This is a genomic window from Pseudoalteromonas byunsanensis (assembly GCF_001854475.1).
Classification (GTDB): Bacteria; Pseudomonadota; Gammaproteobacteria; order Enterobacterales; family Alteromonadaceae; genus Pseudoalteromonas; species Pseudoalteromonas byunsanensis.
Map to the genome: position 1 here is coordinate 156,475 of NZ_MNAN01000027.1, position 26,829 is coordinate 183,303.

Below are 26,829 nucleotides of genomic sequence, written 5' to 3' on the forward strand. Positions count from 1 at the left end.
TCTAACTGTTTATAACATTGACTAAATCGTATATTTACAACGCACTGCGCTGTCTCAGTACTTCAAACAGACAAATCCCAGTCGCAACCGACACATTCAAGCTAGACACCGTTCCCACCATTGGAATTTTCACCAAAATGTCGCAGTGCTCTCGTGTTAAACGGCGCATACCATCTCCTTCAGCCCCCATCACTATGGCAATAGGCCCAGTTAGGCTGGCATCAAACACACCTGTGTCTGTTTCACCTGCGGTGCCCGCCACCCACACACCCGCTTCTTTAATATCACGAAGTGTACGTGCTAAGTTAGTTACTTGAATAAGTGGTACGGTCTCTGCCGCGCCACAAGCTACTTTACGCGCCGTACCATTAAGTTTGGCTGATTTGTCCTTTGGCACAATCACCGCATGTACACCCGCCGCATCAGCACTACGCAAACACGCACCCAAATTATGCGGGTCGGTAACGCCATCTAGTACTAAGAAGAAGGGTGTAGACTCTCTCGCTAAAATTTCGTCCAGATCTCGCTCGCTGTAGGTACGCGCAGCTTTTACGTTCGCGATGATCCCTTGGTGCTGCTCACCATTGGCTTTGTTATCTAGTGCCTTTCTTTGCATAAACTGCACTGAGATACCAAACTTTCGTGCTTCGTTGATCAGTGGGTTTAAGCGTTTATCTTCACGTCCTTTTAGCGCGTAAATCTCTAAAAAGCGCTCAGGTTCCTTCGTTAAGATCGCTTCAATCGAATGAAACCCAAAAATTAATTCGTTACTCACCTTTGTTATGCTCCAGAGCTATTATTGTCGCGTTTTCGCGCGTTTTTACCCGGCCTTTTCGCCTTACTTTTCTTGGCTTTCGTTTTGGCTTTTCCCTTTGGCAACTCAGCTGCTGCTTTTTTCGCTTTTTTGAGTTTACCCTTAGGGGTGGCTTTTTTACCCTTTTGAGGCTTTCGATCGTCTTTTCTATCCTTGTCAGAGTCTCCCTTACTTGGGATCTTACCCGCCTTCAACTGAGCCCTTACACTGCTAAGTGCTGGTTTGTCTTCTGAAGTGGAAGACTTGTTACGACGCCTTGCATAGCGATCAGGTAACTGTTCCCCTGCCATCGCCAAGTTAATACGTCGCTCATCCAAACTCACCGATGCTACCACCACTTTTAATTTATCGCCTAAACGATACACCTGACGGCTTTGCTCTCCAACCAAACAATGTTTGGCACCGTCAAAATGGAAATACTCTTGCCCCAAAGTGGAAATATGGATCATGCCGTCAATTTGCAAGTCATCAAGACGAACAAATAAACCAAAAGTCGTAACCGACGATACAACCCCTGTAAATTCATCTCCCACATGATCTTGCATAAATTCGCATTTAAGCCAATCAGCTACTTCACGCGTGGCATCATCCGCTCTACGTTCTGTGGTTGAACACTGCTCACCTAATTGGTCCACTTCATCATTATCATACACATATGCGCCAGAGGTGCTGTGTCCTTGCTTATTCAAGATACCTTTAATAGCTCTGTGAACCACTAGATCAGGGTAACGACGAATTGGTGAAGTAAAATGCGCATAGGCATCCAACGCCAGTCCGTAGTGCCCGATGTTGTCAGGTTGATAAACAGCCTGTTTCATTGAGCGAAGTAACATAGTTTGAATCAACTCTTGTTCTGGTCGCTCACCGAGTTGATTCAACGCAGCGGTCAATTCTAGCGGAGATGGATCGTTTGGCAGTAAGCTTTCAATGCCTAAATCATTTAAAAACTGTCTGAAATGACTTAACTTTTCCTGATCTGGTTCATCATGAACACGATACAGAGCACTGGCTTCATGCTTTTCAAGCAATTTGGCCGCAGACACGTTAGCCAGAATCATACATTCTTCAATCAGCTTATGGGCATCATTGCGAACCAAGGGCACGATGGACTCAATCTTCCGATGAGCATTAAATACAAATCGAGTTTCCGTAGTTTCAAATTCAATAGCACCACGGATTTGCCTTGCCGACTTCAGTGCCATATACATTTGTTGTAAATCCGTCAGGTGCGGCACTAAAGACGCATATTGCTCTCGTAATTGTTCATCCCCTTGTAAAATGGCATGGACTTTGGTGTAGGTCATTCTGGCATGAGAGTTCATCACCGCTTCAAAGAATCGATAGCCAGATAAGTGACCATCCTGTGAGACCGTCATTTCTGCCACCATACATAAGCGGTCAACTTCAGGGTTAAGCGAACATAAACCGTTAGACAAGACCTTTGGCAACATAGGGATCACTTGTTCAGGAAAGTACACCGAGTTACCGCGCTCTATCGCTTCTCTATCAAGTGCACTTCCTTTAGGGACATAATGAGATACATCAGCAATAGCTACCCATAAACGCCAGCCACCTGATTCTTTGCGCTCACAATAAACCGCATCGTCAAAGTCACGAGCATCTTCACCATCTATGGTTATTAAAGGTAAGTCTCTTAAATCCACTCGACCTTGTTTATCTGCCTCTTCCACTTCTTCACCATGGACGGCAACCTGAGCTAATACAGCTTCAGGCCAAATATGTGGAATATCATGGTTACGCAGAGCAACCTCAATTTCCATTCCCGGTGCCATGTGCTCACCAAGCACTTCAACCACTTTACCCACCGCGTTCATTTGGCGAGTTGGGCTTTGCGTGATCTGCACCTGCACCATTTGGTTGTGTCGTGCGCCATTCTCACTGCCAGGTAAAATGATAATATCCTGCGTAATACGCGGGTCTTCCGCTACCACGACCGAAGTACCATGTTCGACAAAATAGCGCCCAACTATAGGTGTCCGCTCAGCCTCTAGTACTCGAACAATACGCGCCTCTACCTTGCCACCCGAACCACGACTAGCTGCTTTTGCCAGTACGATGTCACCATGTAACACTGAATTCATCTGGTGTTTAGCGATAAACCAGTCTTTTTGTTCACCTTCAACGGCTAAAAAGCCAAAACCGTCACGGTGGCCAATAACGCGCCCTTTGACTAAACCATCATCTGTTGGGATCACATAACGCTTGAATTTGTTAAAATGTAGTTGTCCGTCACGTTCCATAGCACGTAGGCGACGCTTAAACGCAATTTGACGTTCGTCATCCAATACGTTGAGGCTATTACAGAGTTGACTAAAGGTGGTCGCTTTGTCGGCAGTTTTTATATGCTCTAATATAAATTCGCGACTAGGTACTGGGTTTTCGTATTTATCTTGCTCTCGACTGAGATGAGGATCCTGTTTTGACATTCACTAACTTGTTAATTGAGTTATGTTGTTATTTTAACCCAAAACCAGCTAATGAGACAGCGACAGGACATGAAAGTTTTATTTAACGTATCACAAGTCAGTTTCGGTAGATTGGTAAGCACTTTTGAATAATCGCATGATACACTGCCTATTCACTAAAACTAAATGATGTTCACCATGCGTCCAGAACAAACTTCACTTATCTATCTTCACATCGCCGTGTTGCTATTTGGTGGTACTGCGCTGTTTTCTAAGTTGATTAACTTATCAGCACTGGATATTACCGTGTACCGAACAGGGGTGGCATTTTTAGTATTAGCCGCACTACTTAAACTCAGTGGTAAAAAACTACGTTTGGCAAATGGTCGTGATTACCTAATCGCGGTGCTACTAGGTATTGTTGTAGGCCTTCATTGGGTTACCTACTTCGCGGGGATGCAAATGGCGGGCATTGCTACAGGGATCATCGCATTTTTTACCTATCCTGTGATCACGGTATTTTTGGAACCCTTATTCACTAAACAGCGGATTAAAAATAAAGACGTCGTCAGTGCATTCATTGTTCTGTTCGGCATCTATTTACTTATTCCTGAAGCAAACATTGGCAATCAAGTAACGCTGGGGATTATCACTGGCATTTTTTCTGGCGCCTTGTTTGCAACACGCAACCTACTACAAAAACGCTTTTTCGCCTCCTATAGCGGTCCGCATACGATGTTCTATCAAACGCTCACCGCTTGTGTGATGCTAGCTGCTTTCGTTGAAGTTAAGCCAAGCGCGCTTCCCAGCCAAGATGTATACTACATTTTATTAGCGGGAGCCGTATTTACAGCAATCCCACATGCATTGTTTGCAAGTAGTCTGAAGCATTTATCAGCCACAACCGCTGGATTAATTTCTTGTTTGCAGCCCTTGTATGGGACACTATTGGCCTTTATGCTGTTGGCAGAAAAACCAACAATTATGACCTTACTCGGGGGAGTGCTGGTGATCAGTGCTGCCTGTTTCGAAACTTGGTCTATTACGAGGAAAAAGCCACATGCTAGTATTCGCGCATCGGGGTGCCAGCGGTAATTACCCCGAAAATACTCTCAGTGCTATTCGCGCCGCTTTGCAAGCCGATGTAGATGGCATTGAACTTGATGTGCAAAGTTGTGCCAACGATTACGCTATCGTACATGATACTTGGCTCGATAGGACCACCAACGGCACAGGCAGGGTAAATCAAACCACTCTGCAAGACATTCAATTATTGGATGCTGGTAACGGCGAGCATATTCCTAACTTACAACAGGTGTTTGATGAGATTGGTCAAAAAACAATGATCAACCTTGAACTGAAACATACCTTCGGTTTAGATCAGTTTGTTGCCTGCATAGAACAAAATGTACAAAAAGGCGTGATCAACAGAGATCAACTCTTGGTTTCTTCTTACGACCATCATCAATTGGTTTGGCTCAAACAAAACATGCCTTGGGTAAAAATTGGGGCACTCACAGCTTCTATCCCTTTGCATTACGCTGAGTTTGCACAGCGCTTACACGCCTACAGCATCCACATTGACAAAAACTTTATTAATCACCAATTTGTTGATGATGCCAAACAACGAGGTTTAAAGGTTTTTGCCTATACTGTCGATAAACAGCAAGACATTGAAGAAATGCGCGCGTTAGGAGTAGATGGTATTTTTAGTAACTTTCCATGTTACGCAAAAATGATTTTATCGCGTTCTTAGCATATATTATTGATTAAAGAAGTATTTGTGTTTTACCTACTTGTCACTGCGTCGCCGCGAACAAGTGCACTTAATAGAATAAACATGGATATACAGAGCTAACAATGAGTTTATACATGCGCTTATATAATCAAATTGAACAGAGTTTTTTCTATACGCTGTCACGGAAGATCTTTGGCAACTTAAGTTTCGTTTTTGCTTTTCAAATCATTACATTAATTTGGCTTTACAATGAGCTAGAAGGTAATAACAGCACAAGCCTGGGATTATTTTGGCTGATGGCGTTGGGCGCTGTAGGTGGTTTTATATTTACGTTGTTTTATATGCGATTTTTAATTGTTCGCCCAGTACGGGCGATGCGAGATAGTCTCCAGCAAGCAAATCGCCAAGATGGTAACCTTAACGCTACATTACCCAAATTCACATATGATGAATTCAGAGAGCTGAGCGAGCAGTACAATACGTTTACTCAGCATCTACGCGAATTACTGGAAAAAACCTATGAGGGTGCGCAAAGTGCTGCCACCAGCAATTACCAAGTCACTCACTCAATGGGGCAAACAGCGGAGTTCGGGGCGCAGCAAATTAGTATGAGTGATTCCATTATCGCCGCCAGTGATCAAGTAACCCATAGTCTACAAAGCATCGTCGTCAATACCGATCAGGTGTATCAGGCCAATACTGAAAGTTTACATTTCGTCAGGAGTTCTTCACAAGCGTTAGCCACCTTAGTCGATGAAGTAAAACAAATTACCGTATTGCTGGGTAACTTTTCTAGCACGGTATCTGGTTTGAAAGAAAACAGTGAAAATATTCGCAGTATCCTAAAAATGGTCGAAGAGTTTTCCGATCAAACCAACCTGCTAGCTTTGAATGCAGCAATTGAAGCCGCTCGCGCAGGTGAAGCGGGTCGCGGGTTTGCCGTGGTAGCGGATGAAGTTCGTAGTCTCTCTGTCAAAGTCAATGACGCGACCAGGCAGATCAGTGATTTTATAAACCAAATGAATAGCTTAGTGGGTGAAACCAATCGCGAATCAGAGCAACTGATCAGCCATTCTAAATCTGCGGAGCAAGCCATTAGCGAAACCTCTAAAGGCTTCTCCGATATGAGCCATGATTTTGAACGCAACCAGTCACAACTTGAACAAATCGCCAGTGCGGTTCACCAGCTAGAATCAACCCAAGCGCACACCCACGAAACAGTACAGCAAATTGTGGCTCTGGCTCAGCAGGCAAAAACACAAATTGACTCTGCGCTTAGTGATTGCCAACGAGCACAGCAGCTAACCGAAAACACACAAAAAGAGCTACAACGCTTTGTTTAATATATCGTTGCTGTGGGTTGTTATGCCCGCCCCACAGCAAACGAGATAACCTCATCAATACGGCTTTTACCCAAAGCCAGCATGATCAATCTATCAACTCCTAAGGCAACCCCTGAACAAGCTGGTAAACCTTGCTGCAATGCCTCAATAAAATGTTGATCAATTGCGACTTGCGGTAGCCCCATCTGCGCGCGCAACTGATTATCCTGCTCGAAACGTTGTGCCTGTTCAGCAGCATCCGTCAGCTCGTTGAAGCCATTTGCCAGCTCCATCCCCTGATAATACAACTCAAACCGCCCAGCAACACGAGCGTCTTGCTCGTTCAGTTTAGCTAGCGCCGCTTGTGAGGCGGGAAAGTGATAGACAAAACACGGTGCATCGATACCAATTTTTGGCTCTATTTGCATACAAAACAACAATTGCAGCAAGGTATCTGGATTTGTTTCTGCAGAGGCGATATCAGCATACCCGTGCTCACTTGCACATTGCTTCAATTCGTCCAGACTTGCACACAGAGGGTCTAATCCCAATATATCTAAAAAGGCTTGCTGGTAGGTCATACGTGAACAGGGCTGGCAATTTAGCACTTGTCGCATCAACTGCTCTATTTCATCCATTAACGCAAATTCATCAAAGCCCGGACGATACCATTCAAGCATAGTAAATTCTGGGTTATGGTGTCGGCCAGATTCTTCATTGCGAAATGCCTTGGCAAGCTGATATATCGGACCGCTGCCAGCGGCAAGCAACCTTTTCATCGCAAACTCGGGGGAGGTTTGTAAATATAAATCTTGGCCTTGGTGATTACCCGGCCCAACAAATCGAGTTTTGAAACTAACCAAATGCACGTCGGTCACACTGGCGCCACACATACTGGGAGTTTCCACTTCCAATACATCACGTTCTGCAAAAAATGCTCTGATTGTGGCTAATATTTTAGCGCGCTGTTTTAAGGTAGAAATATCGGCACTCGGTGCCCAAAGTTGCTCTGACATTACACTCTCTCACTAACCAAAAATCCCAGCAATAGCTGGGATTTTTATGCCTGTCAGTCTGAAAACTCAGACATGTAATTTAAAAATTACTTCACACGGCTTACGTATTCACCGGTACGAGTATCCACTCGGATAACCTCACCGATTTGCACAAACAATGGTACGCGTACCACAGCGCCAGTTACTAAAGTAGCTGGTTTGCCACCCGTACCCGCCGTGTCACCTTTTAGGCCAGGATCTGTTTCAGTGATCTCAAGCTCAACAAAGTTAGGAGGTGTAACCGCGATAGGGTTACCATTCCACAACGTGATAGTACATACATCGTTTTCTACAAGCCATTTTACATTATCGCCAACAGCTTTCTCGTCAGCTGCGATTTGCTCAAATGTCTCATTGTTCATGAAATGCCAGAACTCGCCATCTGTATACAAGTAAGCTAGATCTGTATCCATTACATCTGCGCCTTCAACCGAATCGCCTGACTTAAAAGTTTTCTCCAACACTTTACCAGAGATCAACTTACGGATCTTAACACGGTTGAACGCCTGACCTTTGCCAGGTTTAACCATTTCATTTTCCAAGATGGCACAAGGTTCACCATCTAACATAATTTTTAAGCCGCCCTTGAACTCGTTGGTGCTATAATTCGCCATCGTATCCTCTAATCATCTTTTATCGAGTAATAAACCTGCTAATGATACAAACAAATGAAGTAAATTTGCATAGTAACTGGCAAAAAGAATTGGCAAATGTAGTAACTTGCCCACAAACCTTACTCAATATGTTGGGTTTAGAGTCGTATTTTGACACAAAAGACCTAGAAGCGAGACGTTTATTTCCTGTTCGCGTGCCACTACCGTTTATCAAAAAAATGCGCTATGGCGATGCAAACGACCCTTTATTGTTACAAGTCTTGCCTGTACATCAAGAATTTTTAGCCAAAGCAGGGTTTAATAAAGACCCTCTTCAAGAGCAACAAAGCGCACAACCAGGTGTGTTACATAAATATCGTTCACGCATCTTATTGATGTTAAAAACAGGCTGTGCGGTAAACTGCCGTTACTGTTTTCGACGTCATTTTCCTTATCAAGAAAACCAACTAAACAAGCGGTCTTTACTTGATGTAGTCGAATATGTAAAACAACACCCACAGATCAACGAGGTCATCTTAAGCGGTGGTGATCCACTGATGGCAAAAGATGATGCTATTGACTGGTTACTTAACCAACTTGAGCCACTTGAGCAACTAAAACGTTTGCGGATCCACAGCCGTTTACCCGTAGTATTACCTTCGCGCATTACCGAAACACTGTGTGAACGATTAGCAAACAGCCGCCTTAAAGTGATTTTGGTGAACCATATTAATCATGCCAATGAAATTGATGAGACTTTTAGCCAAGCAATGCAAATGCTAAAACGTGCCAATGTCACTTTACTGAACCAAGCGGTGTTGTTAAAAGGAATAAATGATACATCAGAGGCACAAATTGCTCTGAGCGAAGCATTATTTGAAGCGGATATACTTCCCTACTATTTACATTTACTTGATAAAGTCGAAGGCGCCAGTCATTTTGACGTAGACGAAGTTCTGGCCAGAAGTATTATGGCGCAGATGTTAGAAGCATTGCCTGGGTTTTTGGTGCCCAAATTAGTGAGAGAAATCGGTGGCAAAACAAGTAAGACACCGATTGATTTACAGCTTGATTAACGATTCGAATAACGCAAGCGTTAAACGTAAACGTTAATGTTGTTACCTAAACTTGCTGTGGTTGATTTTGCAGGACTTTGCGCAGCTGCGCTAGACCCAGCGGCTTCAATCAAAGCAAGGGCAGCTTTCCCGTCTGCTTGCTGTTGCTTTTTAGCTAAAGAGGCACTGTATACTTCGCCACTTGAGCCTGCACCAGACATCACAGGCAGGTTATTTCCGGAAATATTCATAAGCGTTACCTGACTTTTTAGATGAATCCAAGTAGACTATCGGCCGTTTCAACAATAACTTTAGGAAAAATATGCAAACTATCATTGAAAAATTGAATGAAAACCTAAAAGTTGTTTACCGTCAATCACTTGATGCTGATAAAAAATTAGATGAATTACAGCAGCAGGGCCATGGCAAATTTAAAGCTTTATTCACCGAAGATGCAGGCTTTACCTTTGAAGCTAAACGCTTTAAACCTTATGTATTAGATGTCGCGGCAGATGTTGAAGCACTGTCTAAGGCTGATCAGATTGATGAACAAAGGTTGGCCTTTGTAGTTAAAAAACTACAACACCTGCTACAGTTGCTAGCCACATTTAAATAGTTAAGTCTCTACCACTTAGAGTAAAAAAGGTGCGCGCCCTAATGAGCGCGCTTGCGCATTCTATTTTGATCCAACAGCCGACATGACTTTTTCTGAAAACCATTCGCTGAGCAAACGCTTTTCATAATAAAGTGTTTGCTCATGACCAATCTTTGCTCGGTCCATGAACCCCATATCTTTGAGGTTAACATCGGATTCACTGACTAGCTGCTGCCCGCTGTTATCCACTAAGCTATAGCTGATATCTAAACGTGGAAAATAGATAGGTTTTACCACACGTATATCATCTATGTTAAAACGCACATCGCCCGCCAAATCAATATCATCAAAAGTTATACTTAATTTGTAACCTTCGGGCATTTTTTCAGCCAATTTCGCTAAATGCTTTTCCAGCTGATGAGCCACTCTTTTGTGATAGCTCCCCCGTGCTTCATTAGACGGTCTCACATCACGGTAATCTTTAAAGTCTTTGAATGTCACCTGAGCCTCTCCAGCATGAACTGCATACACACTGAAGATGCTCACAATCATTAGTATTAACTTATTCATAGTTAAATCTCCTCATATCCTCATATCCATCTTTGAGCAATTTAGCTGAATTTATGCTGACCTGTCTTTTAGGTTTACGCTCTTTTACATTAATTTGCAGTAAACATCATCGCATTTACAATGCGCTAATTCACAAGTAGCGTCCACTTCTGTTTCCAGCTAATAAACTTTTATGTAGGACTTAACGGCTAATTTGCTTTCACTTTTTGTTCTGGCACAGAAAAAAGTATTGCGTACAACACAGGCACAATCCCAAGCGTTAAAATGGTTGAGAACAACAACCCCCCCATAATGCTAAGCGCCATTGGCTCCCACATTTCACCGCCACCGAGATACAGAGGTAACAGCCCCAATACCGTGGTTGCGGTGGTTAATAAAATCGGTCTCATTCTAGCTTGTGCAGCCATAATAATTGCCACTACGGGGTCTTCTGGGTTATTGTCGAGTTCAGTTTTTATTCTCTCTAGCAATACGATCGCATTGTTGATCACAATACCTGCAAGCGAAATAACGCCCAACAGCGTCATAAAACCAAAGAATGATTGACCGATAAATAACCCTGCAACCACACCAATAAACCCTAAAGGGATCGTGACTAATACCAACAACGACTTACGAATAGAGTTAAACTGCGCCACCAGCAACAATACAATGATCAATACCGCAATGGGTAGCTTCTCAGCGATTGACTGGTTAGCTTTGCCTGATGACTCTGCTTCTCCACCCAGTTCGTAGGTATAGCCAAACGGCCAGCTTTTTTGTTGTTCATTTAACCAAGGCGTCAATTGCGCAAATCCTTCACTGGCAGTAATGCCATCGGTTTGAGCGCCAAGAACTACAGATTTAACTCTGTCGCGACGGAAAATTTGCGCGCTTTCCCATACCACCTTAACATCGGCCACCTGCTGTAACGGCACCGAATTGCCGGAAGCTTGTGAATATACCGCCATGGCTTTTAGCTTGGCAATATCTTGTCTGTCAGCGGCTACAGAACGTAAAATCACCGGAATTGTGTCTTCTTTTTCTCGATACTGGGTCAGCTCCATACCACTCAAGCCCGTTTGCAACGAAGTCGCAATGTCTTCACTGGAAACTCCAGCACGGCGGGCACGAGCTTGGTTTATGTTGATTTCTAACTTTTTAATGGGCAGACCCCAGTCGTCACTGACCGACTTTAACCCCGCAGTTTGCCGCATTTTCGCCTTAACTTGCTGAGCAATTTCCATCAGTTGCGCTTTATCTTCACCCATGATGCGAATTTCAACAGGGTTATCAATCGCTGCGCCATTTTCAATCTTGCGCTGTTTAAGTAATAAATCGGGATGATTCTCAAAGCCATATCGTTCAATCTTGGCCATCAGTTCATCAATCAAAGTATATGAGGTCACCGACACTATCATCAGAGCATAATTAGCACTGTTAGGTTCAGGGTTATGACTGAGTAGAAACCTTGGTCCGCCGTTGCCTATGTAACTTACCCATTTTGTTACACCTTCTGGCCGCTGCGCGCTCACTTTCAGCTCACTATTTAAAAACCTGTCCATGTCTTTAACTAAAGACTCTGTAGTTTCTAAGCGTGTTCCCACGGGAAGCTCTAACTCTACCTTGAAGTAGGCTCGATCAGAGGGAGGGAAAAACAGTTTAGGAATAAATTGCAAAGCCTGAATCGCGATTACCAACATCAATATGCAGGCCCCCACAGTAAGCCAACGATACTTCATTAAACCCGTTAAGATGACTCGATAGCCTTTGTACCAGCGGCTATTAAATGTTTCTTGTTGCTGTGCTTTCACCCTAACAAACTTCACGCATAGCATGGGGATCATGGTCAAAGCCAATAACCACGAGCACAGCAAGGTAATCGTTACCACCTTGAACAAAGAAGCGGTGTACTCCCCCGTCGCCGACTCCGCCAGAAAAATTGGCAAAAATGCGGCGCCTGTGGTCAGTGATGACACTAATAGTGGGATTTTTAGCTCTTGTGCTGAGTCTACAGCGGCATCCACCGCACGCCGCCCTTGCTCCATCTGCACCATGATGTTTTCTGACATAACGATACCATTGTCTACCAACATACCTAAGGCGATGATAAGTGCCGCCAAAGAAATCTGGTCAATGCTGATATCAAAGAAAGACATAACCAATATGCCAAATACCATACTCATTGGAATTAAACTGGCAACCACGAACCCCGTGCGCAAGCCCAAAGTAAACAACATCACCACGGTGACTACCAAAATGGCTTGTACTAGGTTAGAAACAAAATCATTGACCTTTTTCTCCACTTCTTGTGGTAAAAAAGACAGCAGCTTAAACTCCACGCCTATCGGGTACACACTCTCCAAACGCACAATGGCTTGCTTGACCTGTTCACCGAGCTCAAGGTTATTGCCACCTTTACGCATCGAGATACCTATTGTCAGCCCTCGCTCACTGCCTACTCGAACTTTGGCCTGCGGCGGCTCTATGTGATCACGATAAACTTTGGCTATGTCTGAGAGTAAAATAACCTGCTCACTACCTGGAATATTAATAATGGTATTAGCAATTTCTGACACTGACTCAAAGTTACCGCTGGGCTCCACAACCAGAGTTTCATCATTGACGTATAACGTCCCACCTGGGTTTACAATATTGCGGGCTCTCAGCTGTTCTCTTAGGTTGGCAGCTGATAGCTCCAGCGCCGCTAAACGGCTATTTTCAAATTCAATAAATACGCGCTGTTCTTGAGTACCATAGATTTCAACTTTAGCCGCCTCTGGAAGGCGCAGGAAAGTGTCACGTACTTGCTCGGCTACATCCTGCATTTCTCGATAACTATATCCTTCAGCTGTCAGCCCTACCACGATGCCAAATACATCGCCAAACTCATCATTAACAATGGGCGCCTGAGTACCGTTGGGCAAATCACCTTCAATGCTTTGTATTTTACGCCGCAGGTTATCCCAAATCGGGCGCATATCTTTGTAACTTTCTTTGATATTAACACTGACAATAGACACACCAGTTTTGGAGGTACTTTTTACAAAGTCTAACTCGGGTATTTGCTGCACCACCTTTTCAATCTGATCAGTGACGAGCTCTTCCACTCGCTGTGGGCTCGCACCAGGAAAATACGTAACAACCTGAGCGGTACGAATAATAAAGCCCGGATCGTAATCTTTTGGCATTTTGTTAAATGCCAAAATACCAAACAGCAACATGGCAGCAAAAATAACCCAAGCGGTGCGATCATTTTCAAGCGCTAAACGAGTAATATTCACTGCGCGCCTCCATTGAATTTAACCAGCTGCCCATCCGTCACCTTACTCATGCCCGCCGACACCACTTGCTCACCAACAGATAAGCCACTGGTGATTTGAAAACCATATTTGGTCATATCACCTACAGTCACAGGGGTTTTGCTAATTTTCCCCTTGCCATCTGCCACGCTTGCAACGGTCCAAACATAGTTACCGATATCATCTTTTAGCACGGTATTTATTGGCAGGTAGATAGCTTGCTGGTCAGCCGATACTGCGCTGGCAAACACTCTGGCAGTCATCCCCGGAAGAATGTTGTAACCTGAAGGAGGACTCATTGCCAGCGTAACCTCATAGGTATTGGTCACTTCATTTGCTTTGGTACTCACTTCAACAAAGGTCAGTGGAAAACGGGCATTTTCAATCGCCGAGAACTCAGCGTAGATCTGTTTGGGAACATCCTTTGAAACCGTGATCATCATGCTCTCTGGAACATTCACTTTTATGTTGACGGTTTTTATATCCTGTAATGTTGCTATCGGCTGCTTGGACTGAACCTCTTCGAACTGCTCTATGTGCGTACGTGCAACCACGCCACTAAAAGATGCATGTAATGTGGTATATTCTAGGTTATTTCTCGCGGTTGCTAGCTTGTTCTTAGCGCTGGCATATTGTAGTTTTAATTGGTCATAGTCAGCTTGAGAGATAGTGCCCGTTTTAAGTAGTTTTTCTGCGCGATTGAAATCAGCACTGGCTTTATCAAACGATGCTTGCGCTTCATCAAAGGCCAACTTGTAGCTGGTGTCATCCAAAACCGCGATAACCTCTCCTTTGTTAACTTCCTGCCCTTGCTTTACGAGCAGCTTGGTTACTTCGCCAGATACCTTAAATGACAATTCTGCGGTATTCGCTGCATCCACCACCCCCGGAAACTCTTGAACTGGCCCCTCATGAAACAGGCCGACGGTGAGTGTTCTAACCGGTCTTAGCTGTGAGCTCTGATCATTTTCTTGTTCTTTTGGGCTGCACGCGATCAGTAAACAACATCCAAGTAACATCCAATACTTGCTAACAAGTCCCATAATAGGCTCCTACGAGATGTGGCGAGTTACGCCATTTGTTGAACTCAAAGTTAGCTTAATAATAGACTAGATAAGGCAAAGCACTTCAAACGTAGGTAATTAATTTAATAACAGTTTATACTGTTCACCCGTGGCGACAGACACCAATAGTACCCGTGAGCTTCGGCTCACGGGCAACTTGGTGGTTAGACACCTTCAACCATCAAGCGGCGTTCAACACGACTGATAGCATTGAGTGCTGCAGCTATCGCTCCTTCTTGCCAACCCTGCAGCGAAGACAGTTGCTCGCCAATCACGAAAAATTTAGGGTTAGGGTGAGTTTGTTTATCACCAGTATGAATACTGCTGCCTTGTGCTAACGCATTGAAATGCACAACCGCATGCCATTGCGCCCAACCGCCTTTGATGTAAGGCATATTTTGCCAAGCAATCGTTACACCATGCTCAAGACCTTCTCCAAACGCCTTACCGAACAGTTTGGCACCGGAGCGAGCTTTATCTAAACGCTTCTCTGGCGGTAACTTACCCCATTCATAAGCAACCTCTGAGAAATTATATGCCCCAGTTAGCACCCCTTCCTCAGAATCAGGCACGGTGAGTACCTTCTCTTGGCAATCTGCGGAAGATCGAATAGCAACCTTGCTACCTTGCCATAAGCTCTGCATGTGATTTAACTTTGGAATGGTTATCCATGGTTTGTTTCCTCCTATGAAAATATGGCGGGACAGTCCACCATATAACCGCTCACTCTGCGGTTGCATCTGAACGTAGTCGAACAACCTAGCAATAAGAATTGCACGGTGTTACATGTCTATATGAGGAGGTAAGAGAGGCGATGAACCGAGTGTGAGTTTACCGCTCAATGGAATTACTTGAGTATTTGTGTGATTTGCCCCCCACCATCGCGAACAGAAACTTGTGCACAAGCACCATTGAATAGAGTTAGATTAGGTGACAAATGACCTATGTCCACATCAAAAATTACTGGAATGTTTAGGCTGCCAATCACATCATCCAAAGCCTGCTGTGATGTAATGTCTTTGTCAGCACTGCGTGTAACTGCATTACGACCCACCAACAGGCCGTTAATTTGTGCAAACACGCCTTTGAATTTTAAGCTTAATAATGCTCGCTTAAAGGCGGTTGGAGACAACTCCGCATTTTCGATATATAAAATAATCCCCTTAGGAGCAAAGCGCTGTTTTACCTCAGTTAAATCAAGATAAGGTGTTCCGATTAAATACTGTAAGGTATCGAAGCAACCCCCTATCAACCGCCCTTGAATCGCCATCGGCTCCCCAGAGGGATGTGCTTGCCACGTTGTACGCTCGGTAAGTTGAAGCGTTGCATTGGGGTTTCTGGCAAATGATTCGCCATTGAGCTGGTAATTATTTGACGCATTTTGCACACAACTGTAGCCACTTTGCGCTTGTGTTAATTGCGTGAGTGTTTGCGCTGTTAACTGTTCAGTTTCATCGGGATGTAACTGCATTAAGTTGCTGCAATGGGCACTTGACCAGCCAAGTTTACTCATAAGCGCAAGTTGCACAGTACTAATGTCAGAAAAACCAAACAACCACTTAGGCTTGGCTGTTTTCAAGCGTTCAAAATCTAACAGCGGCAAAATTTCCATGGCAAATTCACCGCCCCAAGGAGGAGCAATCGCAGCAATGCTATCGTCACATAAAAAGGTCATTAACTCTTGTGCTCTTTGCTCGGGTGGAGCACTGGCATGCTTGAAATTGTCTCGTAGACATTTACCTTCGATGACCTCAAACCCTTTATCTCGCAGGTGAGCCAACACCAGCTCTAGACGAGGGTGAAATGCTTCATCGACTCCTGAAGAAAAAGCCGTAACCGCTATTTTACTGCCAGGCTTAAGCGCTGATGGATAAATTATTGTGCCCATAAAAGCTTCTCTTCCTTACCTGTGAATTTTATTTCCAGTACTCAATAATTTTCGACACTTTTTGCCCTTTAAACTCAAGCACTGTTAAGTGGTTTTCGGTTTTTCCTTCGTGGATTTGCTGTCGCTCTACAGAAACGGCATCATGACCTGCTATCATAGTCACTATCTTAATATCGTGGTGTCGTGCGTTTATAATTCCCAGCGTTGAGAAATTTAACGTAATTATCATACAAATGCTGCTTTGAATATGTGCCACCGTATACTTCGTGGGTCTATTCAAAGTCATCGGTAAAATTAGCAAATAGCGCGTCAACATCCACCACCTGCGAGTCTTTTATTAACACTGAATAATATAAGACGTTGATTTACAATTCTTTTTCTTTGGTTTTTTGCTGCTTGCGCTTGTTAATTCACCCGCATAACCCCCAATACTCAACACCGATAGCATGACAAAGAGTATAGTTTTCATATTACTTTGCTATTTTTGTTATTCTATTGCTATTAATTCATTAGTTGCAAAATGCCCCCTCCACCTTAATCTACACAACGCTTTTTCGACAAGCGCTAATGGCTTTATCAAATCCAAGTAAAGGTGAGAGCGATAAACCGCTGAACTACAAAAATCCATCTTTAGATGTACTTATTTTTGTATTGTAAACCATGCCCATACAAAACATTTTATTAACAATTCAAGTAGACCACATTGCTCATCGCAGAGCTTTATATTATCTCATTCACTCACATACAGAGCTCGATTTTACTGATACGAAACCGTCACAGAACATGCAACCACAATTTTTTATACTGAAATAATTCAGACATATATAAAAAATAAATTTATCACAGTCACAAAATCAAACCTCTAACTCCATATAATTAAATAGCTTTGTAAGGAAAAAATAAAAAGCAAAAAGGAATACTAGTGCAATAAAAGTATAAAAAAAATGAAACATTAAATTATTAATATTTTCACCTGTAAGGAAATTGATTTTGATAAAAATATAAGGAATATTTATGACCAGTTGTAACTTACTAGAATTTTCAGAGTCAGGTGGATGTGGATGTAAGATCCCACCTAATATGTTAGGGAAGATTTTAAAAACTACCAGTCAGAACAACGACTCTGTTGACCCTAATGTGCTATTAGGCTTTGAAACATCTGATGATTGCGCGGTATACCACTTTGGCAATAAACACTTACTTTTTTCTACGGACTTTTTCAGCTCGACTGTAAGCTCCCCATATTTGTTCGGTAAAATTGCAGCTGCAAATGCACTAAGTGACATCTATGCCACCGGCGGCAAACCCCTAATTGTGAACTCTATATTGGCCTTTCCACCAGATGATATTCCAATGCACTACGTAGAGGATATGATCAAAGGAGCACAAGAAGTACTGGCCCAATGTGGCGCAAAAAATGTGGGGGGGCATACCATCAAAAATGCACAGCCACTTTATGGTTTCTCCGTGATAGGAGAAGCTGAAGAACATCACATCAAGCGTAATAATACACCACAGGTTGACGACTTGGTTATCATCACCAAACCCGTTGGCATCGGTGTACTATCCAATGCATTAAAAATGGAACTGCTAAATGAAAAGGATTTAACAGAGCAGACTATTGAGTATATCACCCGAGTCAATAATATTGGATATGAGCTCGGTAAACTCTCTGGTGTGCATTCAATGACTGATATTACTGGGTTTGGTCTCATAGGGCATTTGAGTGAGATGGTTGAAAACTCTAGCTTCGATGTGCACATCAACACACAAGATGTGCCATTAATTAGCGGTGTGAAAGATATTTGTATTGCCGCAACTAAAAATCCTAGTGGCACGTATAACAACATCAGTCGTTATGCTAAGTACTTAAATTATGAGGAACATATCAGTGAAGAACTAAAACTACTTTTACATGATCCTCAAACCAACGGCGGGCTATTAATTACTGTTGATCAACAAACTTACGATAATCAACTCCATGAACTATCACAAAGTCACCCAGATCAATTTCATATTATCGGCAAAGTGAGCACTGGTTCAGGGAAAATAGTTTTAAAATGAATCAAGAGTTACTAGTTGGATTTTTTGGCATCCTGACGGGATGCCTTTCTGGGCTATTAGGTATTGGTGGCGGCATTTTGTTGGCCCCTCTACTTATCATTTTCATGCCTCTACTTACCAGTATACAACTTCCTTTGCTAACCATTACAGGCTTAACAACCGCTCAAAGCTTTTTTGGATCAGCGAGTGCGATGTTTCATCATGCCAAAAATAGTATGCGCAACAATACCGTAATTTATCGGTTTGGTGTCCCCATGGGCATTGCAAGTTTGGTTATCTCATTCTTTGCGTTACATATTCCCGATCAAATAGTGCTGATTGTCTTTTCAGTTTTAGCTATTTGCTCAGTGATAATTACTATTTTTGATAAATGGTTTTTCACATTTTTTGAAGATATCAATATACAAAGCTCTCTTACATTACCTTTGATGGGCATCATACTTGGTTTGATGTGCGGAGCCGTTGGACAAGGTGGAGGCTTTATTTACCTGCCGGTCATGATTTATATCTTTCGTTGTAACCCCAAAGTTGCGATCGCATCCGCGCCCATTATCGGCCTTCTTTCCTCAATCAGTTTGTTTTCTGGTAGAGCACTCAGTGGCACGCTTGATTGGTCGCTATGTGCATATTTGGTTGCTGGTATTTTTGTAGGCGCAAAAATAGGCGCAATTATCTCCTTAAAACTTAATGAAACGATTTTAAGGAAATGCATCAATGTATTCGTTTTTTTCAGCTCTATAAAAATCATCTCTATGGCTTTTTAAAAAATCGAATATGTCATCACGTTTATTCAGCTTTTTTAGGTAGATACTAAATAAGCGCATTATTAAGGAAAATTATGATTAACGCAGACATCAGTGGCTCAGCACCTGTAAAGCCTGAAGTGATCGAATTACTCAATGAGCATCTCAAATTGAATAAGTTTGCTAACCCTAACTCAGGTCACCGTTTAGGCAGTAAGCTGTTTGGCGAAATTGAAGAAAGTCGTGGAGTGCTCTGTGCGCTCCTCAATAGTGACGCAGACAATATTATTTTTAATAGTGGCTCTACAGAAGGAATACGTTCAGTATTTTTTCATATGTTTGAAAATGCTCCTATTGAAGAGTCGATTATTTTTTACTCTCCACTAGAGCATTCTGCCACCATAGAAAACGTCGAGTACTACCAAAAGAAAGGTATTGAGACAGTTGAGATTGCACATTTAAAAAATGGCTTGTTGGATCTGAGCGATCTACAAAAAAAACTGGAAGGATGTAGTAAAAAGAATAGCTTAGTAGCAGTAATGGCCGCTCATAACGAAACAGGAGTTATCCAAAATTACCAGCAAATAGGTGCCTTATGCCATCGTTATAATGCACAGTATTATTGCGATACTACACAATTAATCGGTAAAGTTCCTTTTGATTTTGAGGGAAGTAATATTGATTATGCCGTGGGGTCTGGTCACAAGTTTGGAGCGCTTCCGGGTACTGGCTTTTTATTGATAGGCGATCCCTGGCGATTTAACCCACTCATGCTAGGTGGAGGGCAAGAACATGCACTCAGAGCTGGAACACAAAATTATTTAGGGATCTATTCGCTTGCAATCGCATTAAAGGCTGCCCATATAGATATGCAGGCACATAGCTCGGTCAAGGAAGCGCAACAAACCTTTGAACGTGCATTAAAAGAAAAATTTCCAGCCAGCGAGATCTTTGGAGAAGATATCGTTCGAGTACCCGGTATCACTTTTTGCTCAATTGCCGGTCTAAAGAGAAACAAAATATTGAATGTGTTTGATCAAGAAAATATCTTAGTTACTTCTGGTTCTGCATGCTCCGATAAGAAAAATAAGGCTTCCAAAACAGCATTACATTTAGGCTACGATGAAGCACTCGCACAAGAAACTATCCGTATCAGCTTAGGCTTAAACGCATCTAAAGCCCACTATGATAGGCTCTTATTCTTGTTAGAAGGACTGGCATTAGATGACTTAGTCGCTTGATATTACGGCTACACTAACCCCATCAGCACGTTGAAACATTACGAGCTTAGGTAACAAGCATCAACCGCCTTTCAGGACTAATTAACTCTATAATAAAAACTCGGCAAGTGCCGGGTTTTTATTGCTAGATGCTGGAGGTGATGCTCACATCATGCCGCCCATGTGGAGCTTAAGCACCTAAGAAAGATAGTGCACTTATTTTCAAAAACACAAATGCAAACAACAACCTTGAGGAGTTTTCTCTTCATGCTGGAAAAAGTGTAATTAAAGGAAAAAATATGCGTGTAATATTTGGGTTAGGTATAACGAATTTTATAAAAATTTGCTGCTTGTTTGGCTGTGTAGTTGCGTATGCAAATGAGTCAAAAGTACTTCCTGTAGATACCGGTACTCAATATATTGGGTTTTCGACTATCTCTGTTGCTGGCTCCACTGTAAAAGTGTTCTACGAAATATATGATGCAGACTTCAAACATGCTGAGGTTTATAACGCAAACCTCTTAAATGGCGAGCCGACGCCACAACGAGAAGAGCTTAATCTGGCCAAGAAATATAATCTGACTGCTCTGCCATCATTTGTGTCAAATAAGTACCTATACATCGTCACATCACAAAAATATTGGGGTAAAAATGGTTCAGTATTGAGAGTAAACACCGAGAATAATGCTATCGAAAAAGTGGTAATGCCCAGAGGCTTAAGTGTTGGTTCACTTCTTAGATTTAAAAGTCTAACTGATGGTAAAGTACTCGCGACTTATCGAGCTGGAAAAAGCAATATATTTGTTGCCAAGAGTAAGGATGGTTTAAATTTTGTTGGTGAACAAAGTATCACTGTGGGCACCATGCCCGATATTTCGAGTTTTGGAGATGGTCGTTTAATTTCGACTTATCAGGCAGGGCCTGATTTGCACAATATGCAGGTATATTTTTCTATTCTAGATAAAAGTGGTTCAGTCTCTCAGCCCAAGCGAATTGCAGAACACAAGAACATTCACGACGCGTTTACCCTACTCAGGAGTGATGGCAATGTAGACGTGTATTTTGTCAAACAAGCGGAAAATGATGAAAGGCTTATCCTATCTCGAAGGTGCACTGACCACCAAGGTAACCTAGGAGTCGAAGAAGTCCTGTTAGATGACAAAAAATACAATGTCGCTAAACCAAGTGCTCAAACATTTAATGGTAATGAAGTCATCGTTTCATTTATCAATCAAACAGGCCCAGCAAGTTCAAGCCTCCATTATATGAAACTTGATGGTGAAGCGCCTTCTTGTGAAGTGTTAACTCCTAAGGCAGGATGATATATCAAGAGCCACTACCAGCATCCCTAAATATAAGGCATTAAAAGAAACTAATGCAAAACTTTGCAGCGCACTTTTTATGCTCTAAAAACAACACATGGGCGTTAAATCGATCCCCCCACTTTATACCCCTAAAAAAATGAAGCTTTAGCAAATTTCAGACATAAAAAAACCCTTACATCAAACTGCTAGGGTTTTTCTAAATAGCGATTTTGAAATATTTTCAATTATAAATCAAACACCTTTCAGTGAAATTTATTTTAACAACTCTCTCAGAACTTGGTTATAAAGTACTTTATGCTCTTTGTCACAAGCTTCGTAGCCATTACAATTGACTAAGATAGCGACCGATGTCGATGATTCTTTGATATAAAAATTGTAGGTTGCGTATCCGAGTTCCGAGCCGTTATGATGAATAACCTCTTTACCATTTATCACTTCTTTAAATAAACCTAAACTGTATTCCAAGTCATCGATCCCTGTTGGGATGAAACTATCTTCTCCCATTAATAAATTATAAGAAACCCGGCTCAACTGTTCGCCACTGACGATAATTCTAAGTAAATCGGCCATATCTTTCGCTGTGCCAACCACGGGAGCATCCGCAACGCCAATATTTAGGTAGTAAGGTTTAGTATTTATCCGTTCATTTACATTCAAAAAGTAACCGGAATTGATAGCAGCAAAGTCTTTTTCAATTCCGCCATAACTCATGCTGCTAAGACCAAATGGTTCAAAAACCTGCCTCCTCATCGCTCTAGAATGATGCTCACCTAGTATGTTATCAAGAATAAGCCCCGTTACTAAGTAACCAGAATTTGAATATCTCCAACCTTCTCCTGGCGCAAAATGAGCGCCTTGCCCATAGACAAATTGCATAGCATAACTATCTGTTTTTAATGAAAATGGATCGTTTAATACAGCATTGTAAAATGCCCCATCCGAGTCATTAAGATAATCGAATAGTCCTGCTGAGTGTTGCAACAAATGTCTAGCAGTCATGTCATCAGCAAATTCAATCTGTGTGGTAACGTTTTCTGGCAGGTAATGTGAGATCGGGGCATCTAAATCAAGCAGCTGCTCATCTACCAGCATTGCCGCTAACAGTGCGGTAAGCTTCTTACCTGCACTGCCATTTGGAATGCGCGCATCGATTTGCATAGGCGTTTGCTCATCTAAATCAGCAATGCCCGCCGCGCCATAGAAATGTCGCGAGGGTGAATCGACGTACAGTACGACACCCGGAATTTCACCTTTTACGCTGCTATCAAGCAACGCTTGAAAGTCGATGACTAACGGAGTTGGCTCAGCAATTTGTGGGGCAGCTTTATTACTTGCGCCGCACGCACTTAAGGCCAATGTCACTGCGCAGCTGGTTAAAGCTAAATAGAAAGATTGCGTGTTCATGTAATGTCCTTACTTTGTCAAATTGCACGTAGACTAATAAAATGAGCACTTTTGTACTGTAACGACATAAGATATATTGTAGCGAATTGTATCTAAATCCTTTGTTAATCATACTTAACGCCGCATCTGCGCACTTTCTGATACACATTGATACAGTTTGAGAGAACCTGATACGGTTTAATTCGTATTACCGCTTTATCCTAAATGCAAATTAACAAACATAAGAAATTGCAATGAAAACGCTATTATTAACTCCCCTGCTTTTGTGCAGCGCAATCAGCTCTGCTGACGAACCAGTCGATGCAACGAGTTGGTTGAAGACATTCAGTGAGAAACGCGAGAGCGGCGGCTATTTGTCGGCAGGATTATCACTTCAATATCAACAAGGGCTATATCAAGAAAAAGAGCTTGCGGTCTCTGCGCAACTTCGTGGCGCCTATTATTTCGAAAGCGGTCTGTTCGTCGAATATCCCGGCCAAACCAATAAATTCGAAAACCAATTTACCGCAGGTTATAACGTTGCCAACATTGGAGATTGGGAGTTTGATGCTATCTTATCTTCTGCTCATGGCTCTCTAAAGTACCACTATCAAGGCGATAGTTTTAATAAAAGTGCTACGCCATACTTGGGGCTTAGGGCCACAGGCACCCTAGCTGGTTTCGATACTATGATTGTTTACGGCATAAATAGTAACAAAATGGACTTTCGCGGAGGACGCTACGCTGCGGCTTGGCTGGCTAAAAGTTGGCAACTACAGAACTGGCATTTATATGGTTCACTCGGCGTGCAATATCGCAATGAAGACCTTCTCAACTATTATTATGGTGTACCTGAAACTGCCAATCATCACTTAACTTATCAAGCAGATGGCGGCATCAATGTCATTTACAAGTTGGGCATTAAAAAACCCATTTCTGAACACTGGTTAGTCGAAAGCTTCTTCAGTTATACTGACTATGCGGATAGTATTGTCGAAAGTCCCTATACTCAGAACATTCTTAAGTATAACGAGAACCGCAGCGATAAACGCTCCGCACTGAACCTCTCTATTAGTTACGTGTTTTAGGAGAGGACGATGACATTATTTATACGTACTTCTCTTATTCTGCCGCTTCTCATTAGTGCACCAAGCAGCTTAGCGCAACAAAATCCGCCACCGTTCGAGTTAAATGTATCACCTAAACAATGCACAACTTTAAACCAAGGGGAAATGTGCTACTTAGAACTCGACGTTACATGGCAATTAGCACAGAAGCAAACAGTCTGTCTTTATGCAAACGAGCTGCAACTCGAATGCTGGCAAAATCAAACTCGAGGGCAACTGAAAAAATCACTATCAGTGCACAATGATTTAATTATCTCTTTGCAAAACAAAGATCGACAGGTGCTACAGACACACACGATACGTTACGCTTGGGTACATAAGAAAAATAACAATAAGGCCATGCGCTGGCGCATGTTTTAAACATTATGATTTCAATCGCACTTGTTGAAGATGACAAAGAATTAGCACATTGGATCCGTGACTACCTCTGTGCGAAAAACTATAACGTCAATATTTACTATGATGGGCTTCAAGCCTATCAAGCATTGTCTGTCTCGACACCCGATCTCATCATTTTAGATGGTATGTTACCTTCAATGGATGGCTTAGAAGTTTGTAAATTATTGCGATTGAAATCAGCCGTACCTATCATTATGCTCACTGCTCGTGATGAAGAAATAGATGAGATTCTCGGTTTAGAGATGGGCGCAGACGATTACTTGACCAAACCTGTGCGTGGTCGGTTGCTCGAAACTCGAATCAAATCACTATTACGTCGAGCTTCTCCATCTTTATCGTCGCACGTTGAGCAAGACACTATCACGCTAGGTCACTTACAGATCTGCAAACCAACGCGAGCGGTAACACTCAATAACAACTCGCTAAAACTATCTAGCAATGAGTTTGATATCCTTTGGATCCTTGCCAAACACGCTGGGCAGGTTGTAAGCCGAGAGTCCCTTTATCAACAACTGCGTGGATATGAATACGATGGCTTGGATAGAAGCATTGATTTACGTATCTCAAGACTACGCAAAAAACTCTTAGATGACGCCTGCGAACCATACAAAGTCAAAACCATTTGGGGTAAAGGTTACTTATTAGCCGCCGAGGTTTGGCAATAATGTGGCGGTTCGTACTTGCATTACTTTGTGTTATCTTTATCAGCAGTATTGGTATTGGCCTGCTCTTCGATGCAGTGGTAGCTGAGTCCGACTCCCCCTCCGAACACCATCAGCAACAGGCATTAATTGAACACAGTAAGTTGATAATTAGCGCTGTTGAAAACGGAATACCTACCAACCAAATAAGCACATGGCTAAGTTCACTTTCAGCTGAGTCTCAGTTGCATTACACCTTACAGGCCCTACGCGATTACCCATTGCCAAATAGCTTAATGGCCAAGGTAACAGCTGAGAGGGTCATTATTCTGGAATCAAACGAAGGGCTTAGTGCCTACTCGCTGCTCGACAGTGAAACGGCTTTATTGGTTACTCAACACACAACATCTAAGCAGTTTATAAACCCATGGCTTCTCACTGGGGGGTTCTATTTCATTGTATTATCATTGATATTTGCTTTCTTAGCGCCGTTTATATTGCGCCTATATCGCTTAAGAAATATAGCGCTCGCTTTTGCCAGTGGTCATTTAAATGCACGATTGCCAGTTGGCTCTTTGTGGTATTTGAAAGATATCGAACAAACGTTTAATCACATGGCCACCCGTTTAGCTCAGCTCATGAATGATATGCGTTTGCTATCGGGGGGCTTATCACATGAGTTAAGAACTCCACTTGCAAGGGTCAGAATGGGACTAGACACATTGTGTGACAGCAATGACCCCACTCTTAGAGAAGACTACGAAATACGGATAAATCAAAACCTTGATCATATGGAAGCCCTCATCAACGCTCTCCTTAATTTCTCTCGCCTACAACATACTCTCGATACGACCAATAAAACAGCGGTAAATTTAAGTGCGCTCATTAAGGAGCAAATAATTAAATTCGAAGATCCACGCTGCGTACTGGTCAATGAACCAACTCACATCGCAGTGCTTGGAAACGAGCAATACCTCAGTTTATTGCTAAGTAATTTACTTAATAATGCGCTTAAACATTGTAATAACCATGTACAAGTTGAACTCACCCACCAACAAAATAACTGTACTCTTAGAATAAGTGATGATGGAAAAGGAATTAGTCACGAAGACAGTTGTAAAATTTTCCAACCGTTTGTAAGACTCACTGGGCAAACTCCAGCCAGTCAACGCGGGTTCGGTATTGGTTTAGCGTTAGTTGAACGAATTACTCATTGGCTAGACGGCACAATTCACGTAAGACGGTGTGAGCAACTCGGTGGAGCATGTTTTGTGCTGACTTTGCCACTTCCTCTGAAGGGATCTAGCAATCAAAAATAGAAGATATGGCGCTGTCACCTCCAAACGCACATTTCGTCCTAAAAACAACTTGCGGTTCATAAATTAATCGGCCAACCGATACCGTTACATTTAACGATTGGTGTTCACCCAAAGTAAGCGAAAATTGACCATTGCTATAAGGTAATTGAACCAATGTTTTCGCAGAACTTTGTAAATATAGGATTGGAATTCTTAGCAATGAGGTGT

The 26,829-nt window shown here is 42.5% G+C and carries 25 protein-coding genes; 13 read left to right on the forward strand and 12 right to left on the reverse strand.

Going from position 1 to position 26,829, the window contains the following annotated elements; all coding sequences use genetic code 11:
* Positions 1-34: 34 nt before the first annotated feature.
* Both rlmB and rnr read right to left on the reverse strand, forming a co-directional pair.
* Positions 35-775, reverse strand: a complete 741-nt coding sequence (gene rlmB / locus BIW53_RS06675; RefSeq protein WP_070991093.1) for a 23S rRNA (guanosine(2251)-2'-O)-methyltransferase RlmB — start codon at positions 773-775, stop codon at positions 35-37.
* 5 nt (positions 776-780) lie between these two features.
* Positions 781-3,261 (reverse strand): ribonuclease R, encoded by a 2,481-nt coding sequence (gene rnr, locus BIW53_RS06680; protein WP_070991094.1) that lies wholly within the window; start codon positions 3,259-3,261, stop codon positions 781-783.
* 177 nt (positions 3,262-3,438) lie between these two features.
* Between rnr and BIW53_RS06685 the strand changes: the two genes are divergently transcribed.
* From BIW53_RS06685 to BIW53_RS06695, 3 genes are all read left to right on the forward strand, one after another.
* Positions 3,439-4,335, forward strand: coding sequence for a DMT family transporter (locus BIW53_RS06685; RefSeq protein WP_070991259.1), 897 nt, complete (start codon positions 3,439-3,441; stop codon positions 4,333-4,335).
* Positions 4,301-4,996 (forward strand): glycerophosphodiester phosphodiesterase, encoded by a 696-nt coding sequence (locus BIW53_RS06690; protein WP_070991095.1) that lies wholly within the window; start codon positions 4,301-4,303, stop codon positions 4,994-4,996. Before BIW53_RS06685 ends, BIW53_RS06690 begins: the two co-directional genes overlap by 35 nt.
* A gap of 104 nt (positions 4,997-5,100) precedes the next feature.
* The gene (locus BIW53_RS06695; RefSeq protein ID WP_175442100.1) at positions 5,101-6,321 is read left to right on the forward strand and encodes a methyl-accepting chemotaxis protein; all 1,221 of its coding nucleotides are present in this window, start codon (positions 5,101-5,103) and stop codon (positions 6,319-6,321) included.
* A gap of 20 nt (positions 6,322-6,341) precedes the next feature.
* On the opposite strand, the gene epmA is transcribed toward BIW53_RS06695, so the two are convergent.
* Together epmA and efp are read right to left on the reverse strand one after the other, a co-directional pair.
* On the reverse strand, positions 6,342-7,316 hold the full coding sequence (gene epmA, locus BIW53_RS06700) for an elongation factor P--(R)-beta-lysine ligase (RefSeq protein ID WP_070991097.1): 975 nt from the start codon (positions 7,314-7,316) through the stop codon (positions 6,342-6,344).
* Between the two features lie 86 nt (positions 7,317-7,402).
* Positions 7,403-7,969 carry an elongation factor P gene (efp, locus tag BIW53_RS06705; protein ID WP_070986301.1) on the reverse strand — a complete coding sequence of 189 codons (567 nt, stop codon included), beginning with the start codon at positions 7,967-7,969 and terminating at the stop codon, positions 7,403-7,405.
* Positions 7,970-8,010: 41 nt separating this feature from the next.
* Here efp and epmB point away from each other — a divergent pair, with 41 nt between their 5' ends.
* Complete coding sequence (epmB, locus tag BIW53_RS06710) at positions 8,011-9,024, forward strand: EF-P beta-lysylation protein EpmB (RefSeq protein WP_070991098.1); 1,014 nt, start codon at positions 8,011-8,013, stop codon at positions 9,022-9,024.
* Positions 9,025-9,044: 20 nt separating this feature from the next.
* On the opposite strand, the gene BIW53_RS06715 is transcribed toward epmB, so the two are convergent.
* Positions 9,045-9,254: a hypothetical protein gene (locus BIW53_RS06715; RefSeq protein WP_070991099.1), complete on the reverse strand. Its 210-nt coding sequence runs from the start codon at positions 9,252-9,254 to the stop codon at positions 9,045-9,047.
* 71 nt (positions 9,255-9,325) lie between these two features.
* Here BIW53_RS06715 and BIW53_RS06720 point away from each other — a divergent pair, with 71 nt between their 5' ends.
* Positions 9,326-9,619: a prephenate dehydrogenase gene (locus BIW53_RS06720; RefSeq protein WP_070991100.1), complete on the forward strand. Its 294-nt coding sequence runs from the start codon at positions 9,326-9,328 to the stop codon at positions 9,617-9,619.
* 60 nt (positions 9,620-9,679) lie between these two features.
* On the opposite strand, the gene BIW53_RS06725 is transcribed toward BIW53_RS06720, so the two are convergent.
* From BIW53_RS06725 to BIW53_RS06750, 6 genes are all read right to left on the reverse strand, one after another.
* Positions 9,680-10,168 carry a DUF3016 domain-containing protein gene (locus BIW53_RS06725; protein ID WP_070991101.1) on the reverse strand — a complete coding sequence of 163 codons (489 nt, stop codon included), beginning with the start codon at positions 10,166-10,168 and terminating at the stop codon, positions 9,680-9,682.
* Positions 10,169-10,356: 188 nt separating this feature from the next.
* Positions 10,357-13,431, reverse strand: a complete 3,075-nt coding sequence (locus tag BIW53_RS06730) for an efflux RND transporter permease subunit (protein ID WP_070991102.1) — start codon at positions 13,429-13,431, stop codon at positions 10,357-10,359.
* Entirely contained in the window at positions 13,428-14,492 is a 1,065-nt protein-coding gene (locus BIW53_RS06735; RefSeq protein WP_070991103.1) for an efflux RND transporter periplasmic adaptor subunit, read from the reverse strand. The genes BIW53_RS06730 and BIW53_RS06735 overlap by 4 nt, the downstream gene beginning before the upstream one ends.
* A 185-nt stretch (positions 14,493-14,677) precedes the next feature.
* Entirely contained in the window at positions 14,678-15,157 is a 480-nt protein-coding gene (locus BIW53_RS06740; RefSeq protein ID WP_070991104.1) for a flavin monoamine oxidase family protein, read from the reverse strand.
* A 203-nt stretch (positions 15,158-15,360) separates the two neighbouring features.
* Positions 15,361-16,401, reverse strand: a complete 1,041-nt coding sequence (locus BIW53_RS06745; protein WP_217495705.1) for a S66 family peptidase — start codon at positions 16,399-16,401, stop codon at positions 15,361-15,363.
* 28 nt (positions 16,402-16,429) lie between these two features.
* Entirely contained in the window at positions 16,430-16,630 is a 201-nt protein-coding gene (locus BIW53_RS06750) for a hypothetical protein (protein ID WP_070991105.1), read from the reverse strand.
* Between the two features lie 785 nt (positions 16,631-17,415).
* Between BIW53_RS06750 and selD the strand changes: the two genes are divergently transcribed.
* The 4 genes from selD (at position 17,416) to BIW53_RS06770 (ending at position 21,750) form a co-directional block, all read left to right on the forward strand.
* Positions 17,416-18,465, forward strand: coding sequence for a selenide, water dikinase SelD (gene selD, locus BIW53_RS06755; protein ID WP_070991106.1), 1,050 nt, complete (start codon positions 17,416-17,418; stop codon positions 18,463-18,465).
* A complete protein-coding gene (locus tag BIW53_RS06760) occupies positions 18,462-19,229 on the forward strand; it encodes a sulfite exporter TauE/SafE family protein (RefSeq protein ID WP_070991107.1) in 768 nt (255 codons plus the stop codon). The genes selD and BIW53_RS06760 overlap by 4 nt, the downstream gene beginning before the upstream one ends.
* 74 nt (positions 19,230-19,303) lie before the next feature.
* Positions 19,304-20,449 carry a cysteine desulfurase family protein gene (locus BIW53_RS06765; protein WP_070991108.1) on the forward strand — a complete coding sequence of 382 codons (1,146 nt, stop codon included), beginning with the start codon at positions 19,304-19,306 and terminating at the stop codon, positions 20,447-20,449.
* Positions 20,450-20,727: 278 nt separating this feature from the next.
* Entirely contained in the window at positions 20,728-21,750 is a 1,023-nt protein-coding gene (locus BIW53_RS06770) for a hypothetical protein (RefSeq protein WP_070991109.1), read from the forward strand.
* Positions 21,751-22,005: 255 nt separating this feature from the next.
* Here the strand turns inward: BIW53_RS06770 and BIW53_RS06775 are convergent, their stop codons facing one another.
* Positions 22,006-23,157, reverse strand: coding sequence for a serine hydrolase domain-containing protein (locus BIW53_RS06775; protein WP_070991110.1), 1,152 nt, complete (start codon positions 23,155-23,157; stop codon positions 22,006-22,008).
* 233 nt (positions 23,158-23,390) lie between these two features.
* Between BIW53_RS06775 and BIW53_RS06780 the strand changes: the two genes are divergently transcribed.
* Genes BIW53_RS06780 through BIW53_RS06795 form a run of 4 tightly spaced genes read left to right on the forward strand, consistent with a single transcriptional unit; the run spans position 23,391 to position 26,622 of the window.
* A complete protein-coding gene (locus BIW53_RS06780; RefSeq protein ID WP_070991111.1) occupies positions 23,391-24,224 on the forward strand; it encodes a MipA/OmpV family protein in 834 nt (277 codons plus the stop codon).
* 9 nt (positions 24,225-24,233) lie between these two features.
* The gene (locus BIW53_RS06785; RefSeq protein WP_070991112.1) at positions 24,234-24,623 is read left to right on the forward strand and encodes a DUF3019 domain-containing protein; all 390 of its coding nucleotides are present in this window, start codon (positions 24,234-24,236) and stop codon (positions 24,621-24,623) included.
* Positions 24,624-24,625: 2 nt separating this feature from the next.
* A complete protein-coding gene (locus BIW53_RS06790; protein ID WP_070991113.1) occupies positions 24,626-25,327 on the forward strand; it encodes a response regulator in 702 nt (233 codons plus the stop codon).
* A complete protein-coding gene (locus tag BIW53_RS06795) occupies positions 25,327-26,622 on the forward strand; it encodes an ATP-binding protein (RefSeq protein ID WP_070991114.1) in 1,296 nt (431 codons plus the stop codon). Before BIW53_RS06790 ends, BIW53_RS06795 begins: the two co-directional genes overlap by 1 nt.
* Positions 26,623-26,829 lie beyond the last annotated feature (207 nt).

Coding starts and splice junctions, on each gene's coding strand:
- BIW53_RS06795 (WP_070991114.1), top strand. CDS start 25,327: ATGTGGCGGTTCGTACTTGCATTACTTTGTGTTATCTTTATCAGCAGT.
- BIW53_RS06780 (WP_070991111.1), top strand. CDS start 23,391: ATGAAAACGCTATTATTAACTCCCCTGCTTTTGTGCAGCGCAATCAGC.
- BIW53_RS06750 (WP_070991105.1), bottom strand. CDS start 16,630: ATGATAATTACGTTAAATTTCTCAACGCTGGGAATTATAAACGCACGA.
- epmB (WP_070991098.1), top strand. CDS start 8,011: ATGATACAAACAAATGAAGTAAATTTGCATAGTAACTGGCAAAAAGAA.
- rnr (WP_070991094.1), bottom strand. CDS start 3,261: ATGTCAAAACAGGATCCTCATCTCAGTCGAGAGCAAGATAAATACGAA.
- BIW53_RS06735 (WP_070991103.1), bottom strand. CDS start 14,492: ATGGGACTTGTTAGCAAGTATTGGATGTTACTTGGATGTTGTTTACTG.
- BIW53_RS06685 (WP_070991259.1), top strand. CDS start 3,439: ATGCGTCCAGAACAAACTTCACTTATCTATCTTCACATCGCCGTGTTG.
- efp (WP_070986301.1), bottom strand. CDS start 7,969: ATGGCGAATTATAGCACCAACGAGTTCAAGGGCGGCTTAAAAATTATG.
- BIW53_RS06690 (WP_070991095.1), top strand. CDS start 4,301: ATGCTAGTATTCGCGCATCGGGGTGCCAGCGGTAATTACCCCGAAAAT.
- BIW53_RS06715 (WP_070991099.1), bottom strand. CDS start 9,254: ATGAATATTTCCGGAAATAACCTGCCTGTGATGTCTGGTGCAGGCTCA.
- BIW53_RS06765 (WP_070991108.1), top strand. CDS start 19,304: ATGATTAACGCAGACATCAGTGGCTCAGCACCTGTAAAGCCTGAAGTG.
- BIW53_RS06770 (WP_070991109.1), top strand. CDS start 20,728: ATGCGTGTAATATTTGGGTTAGGTATAACGAATTTTATAAAAATTTGC.
- BIW53_RS06745 (WP_217495705.1), bottom strand. CDS start 16,401: ATGGGCACAATAATTTATCCATCAGCGCTTAAGCCTGGCAGTAAAATA.
- BIW53_RS06785 (WP_070991112.1), top strand. CDS start 24,234: ATGACATTATTTATACGTACTTCTCTTATTCTGCCGCTTCTCATTAGT.
- selD (WP_070991106.1), top strand. CDS start 17,416: ATGACCAGTTGTAACTTACTAGAATTTTCAGAGTCAGGTGGATGTGGA.
- BIW53_RS06775 (WP_070991110.1), bottom strand. CDS start 23,157: ATGAACACGCAATCTTTCTATTTAGCTTTAACCAGCTGCGCAGTGACA.
- BIW53_RS06725 (WP_070991101.1), bottom strand. CDS start 10,168: ATGAATAAGTTAATACTAATGATTGTGAGCATCTTCAGTGTGTATGCA.
- BIW53_RS06740 (WP_070991104.1), bottom strand. CDS start 15,157: ATGCAGAGCTTATGGCAAGGTAGCAAGGTTGCTATTCGATCTTCCGCA.
- BIW53_RS06720 (WP_070991100.1), top strand. CDS start 9,326: ATGCAAACTATCATTGAAAAATTGAATGAAAACCTAAAAGTTGTTTAC.
- epmA (WP_070991097.1), bottom strand. CDS start 7,316: ATGTCAGAGCAACTTTGGGCACCGAGTGCCGATATTTCTACCTTAAAA.
- BIW53_RS06760 (WP_070991107.1), top strand. CDS start 18,462: ATGAATCAAGAGTTACTAGTTGGATTTTTTGGCATCCTGACGGGATGC.
- BIW53_RS06695 (WP_175442100.1), top strand. CDS start 5,101: ATGAGTTTATACATGCGCTTATATAATCAAATTGAACAGAGTTTTTTC.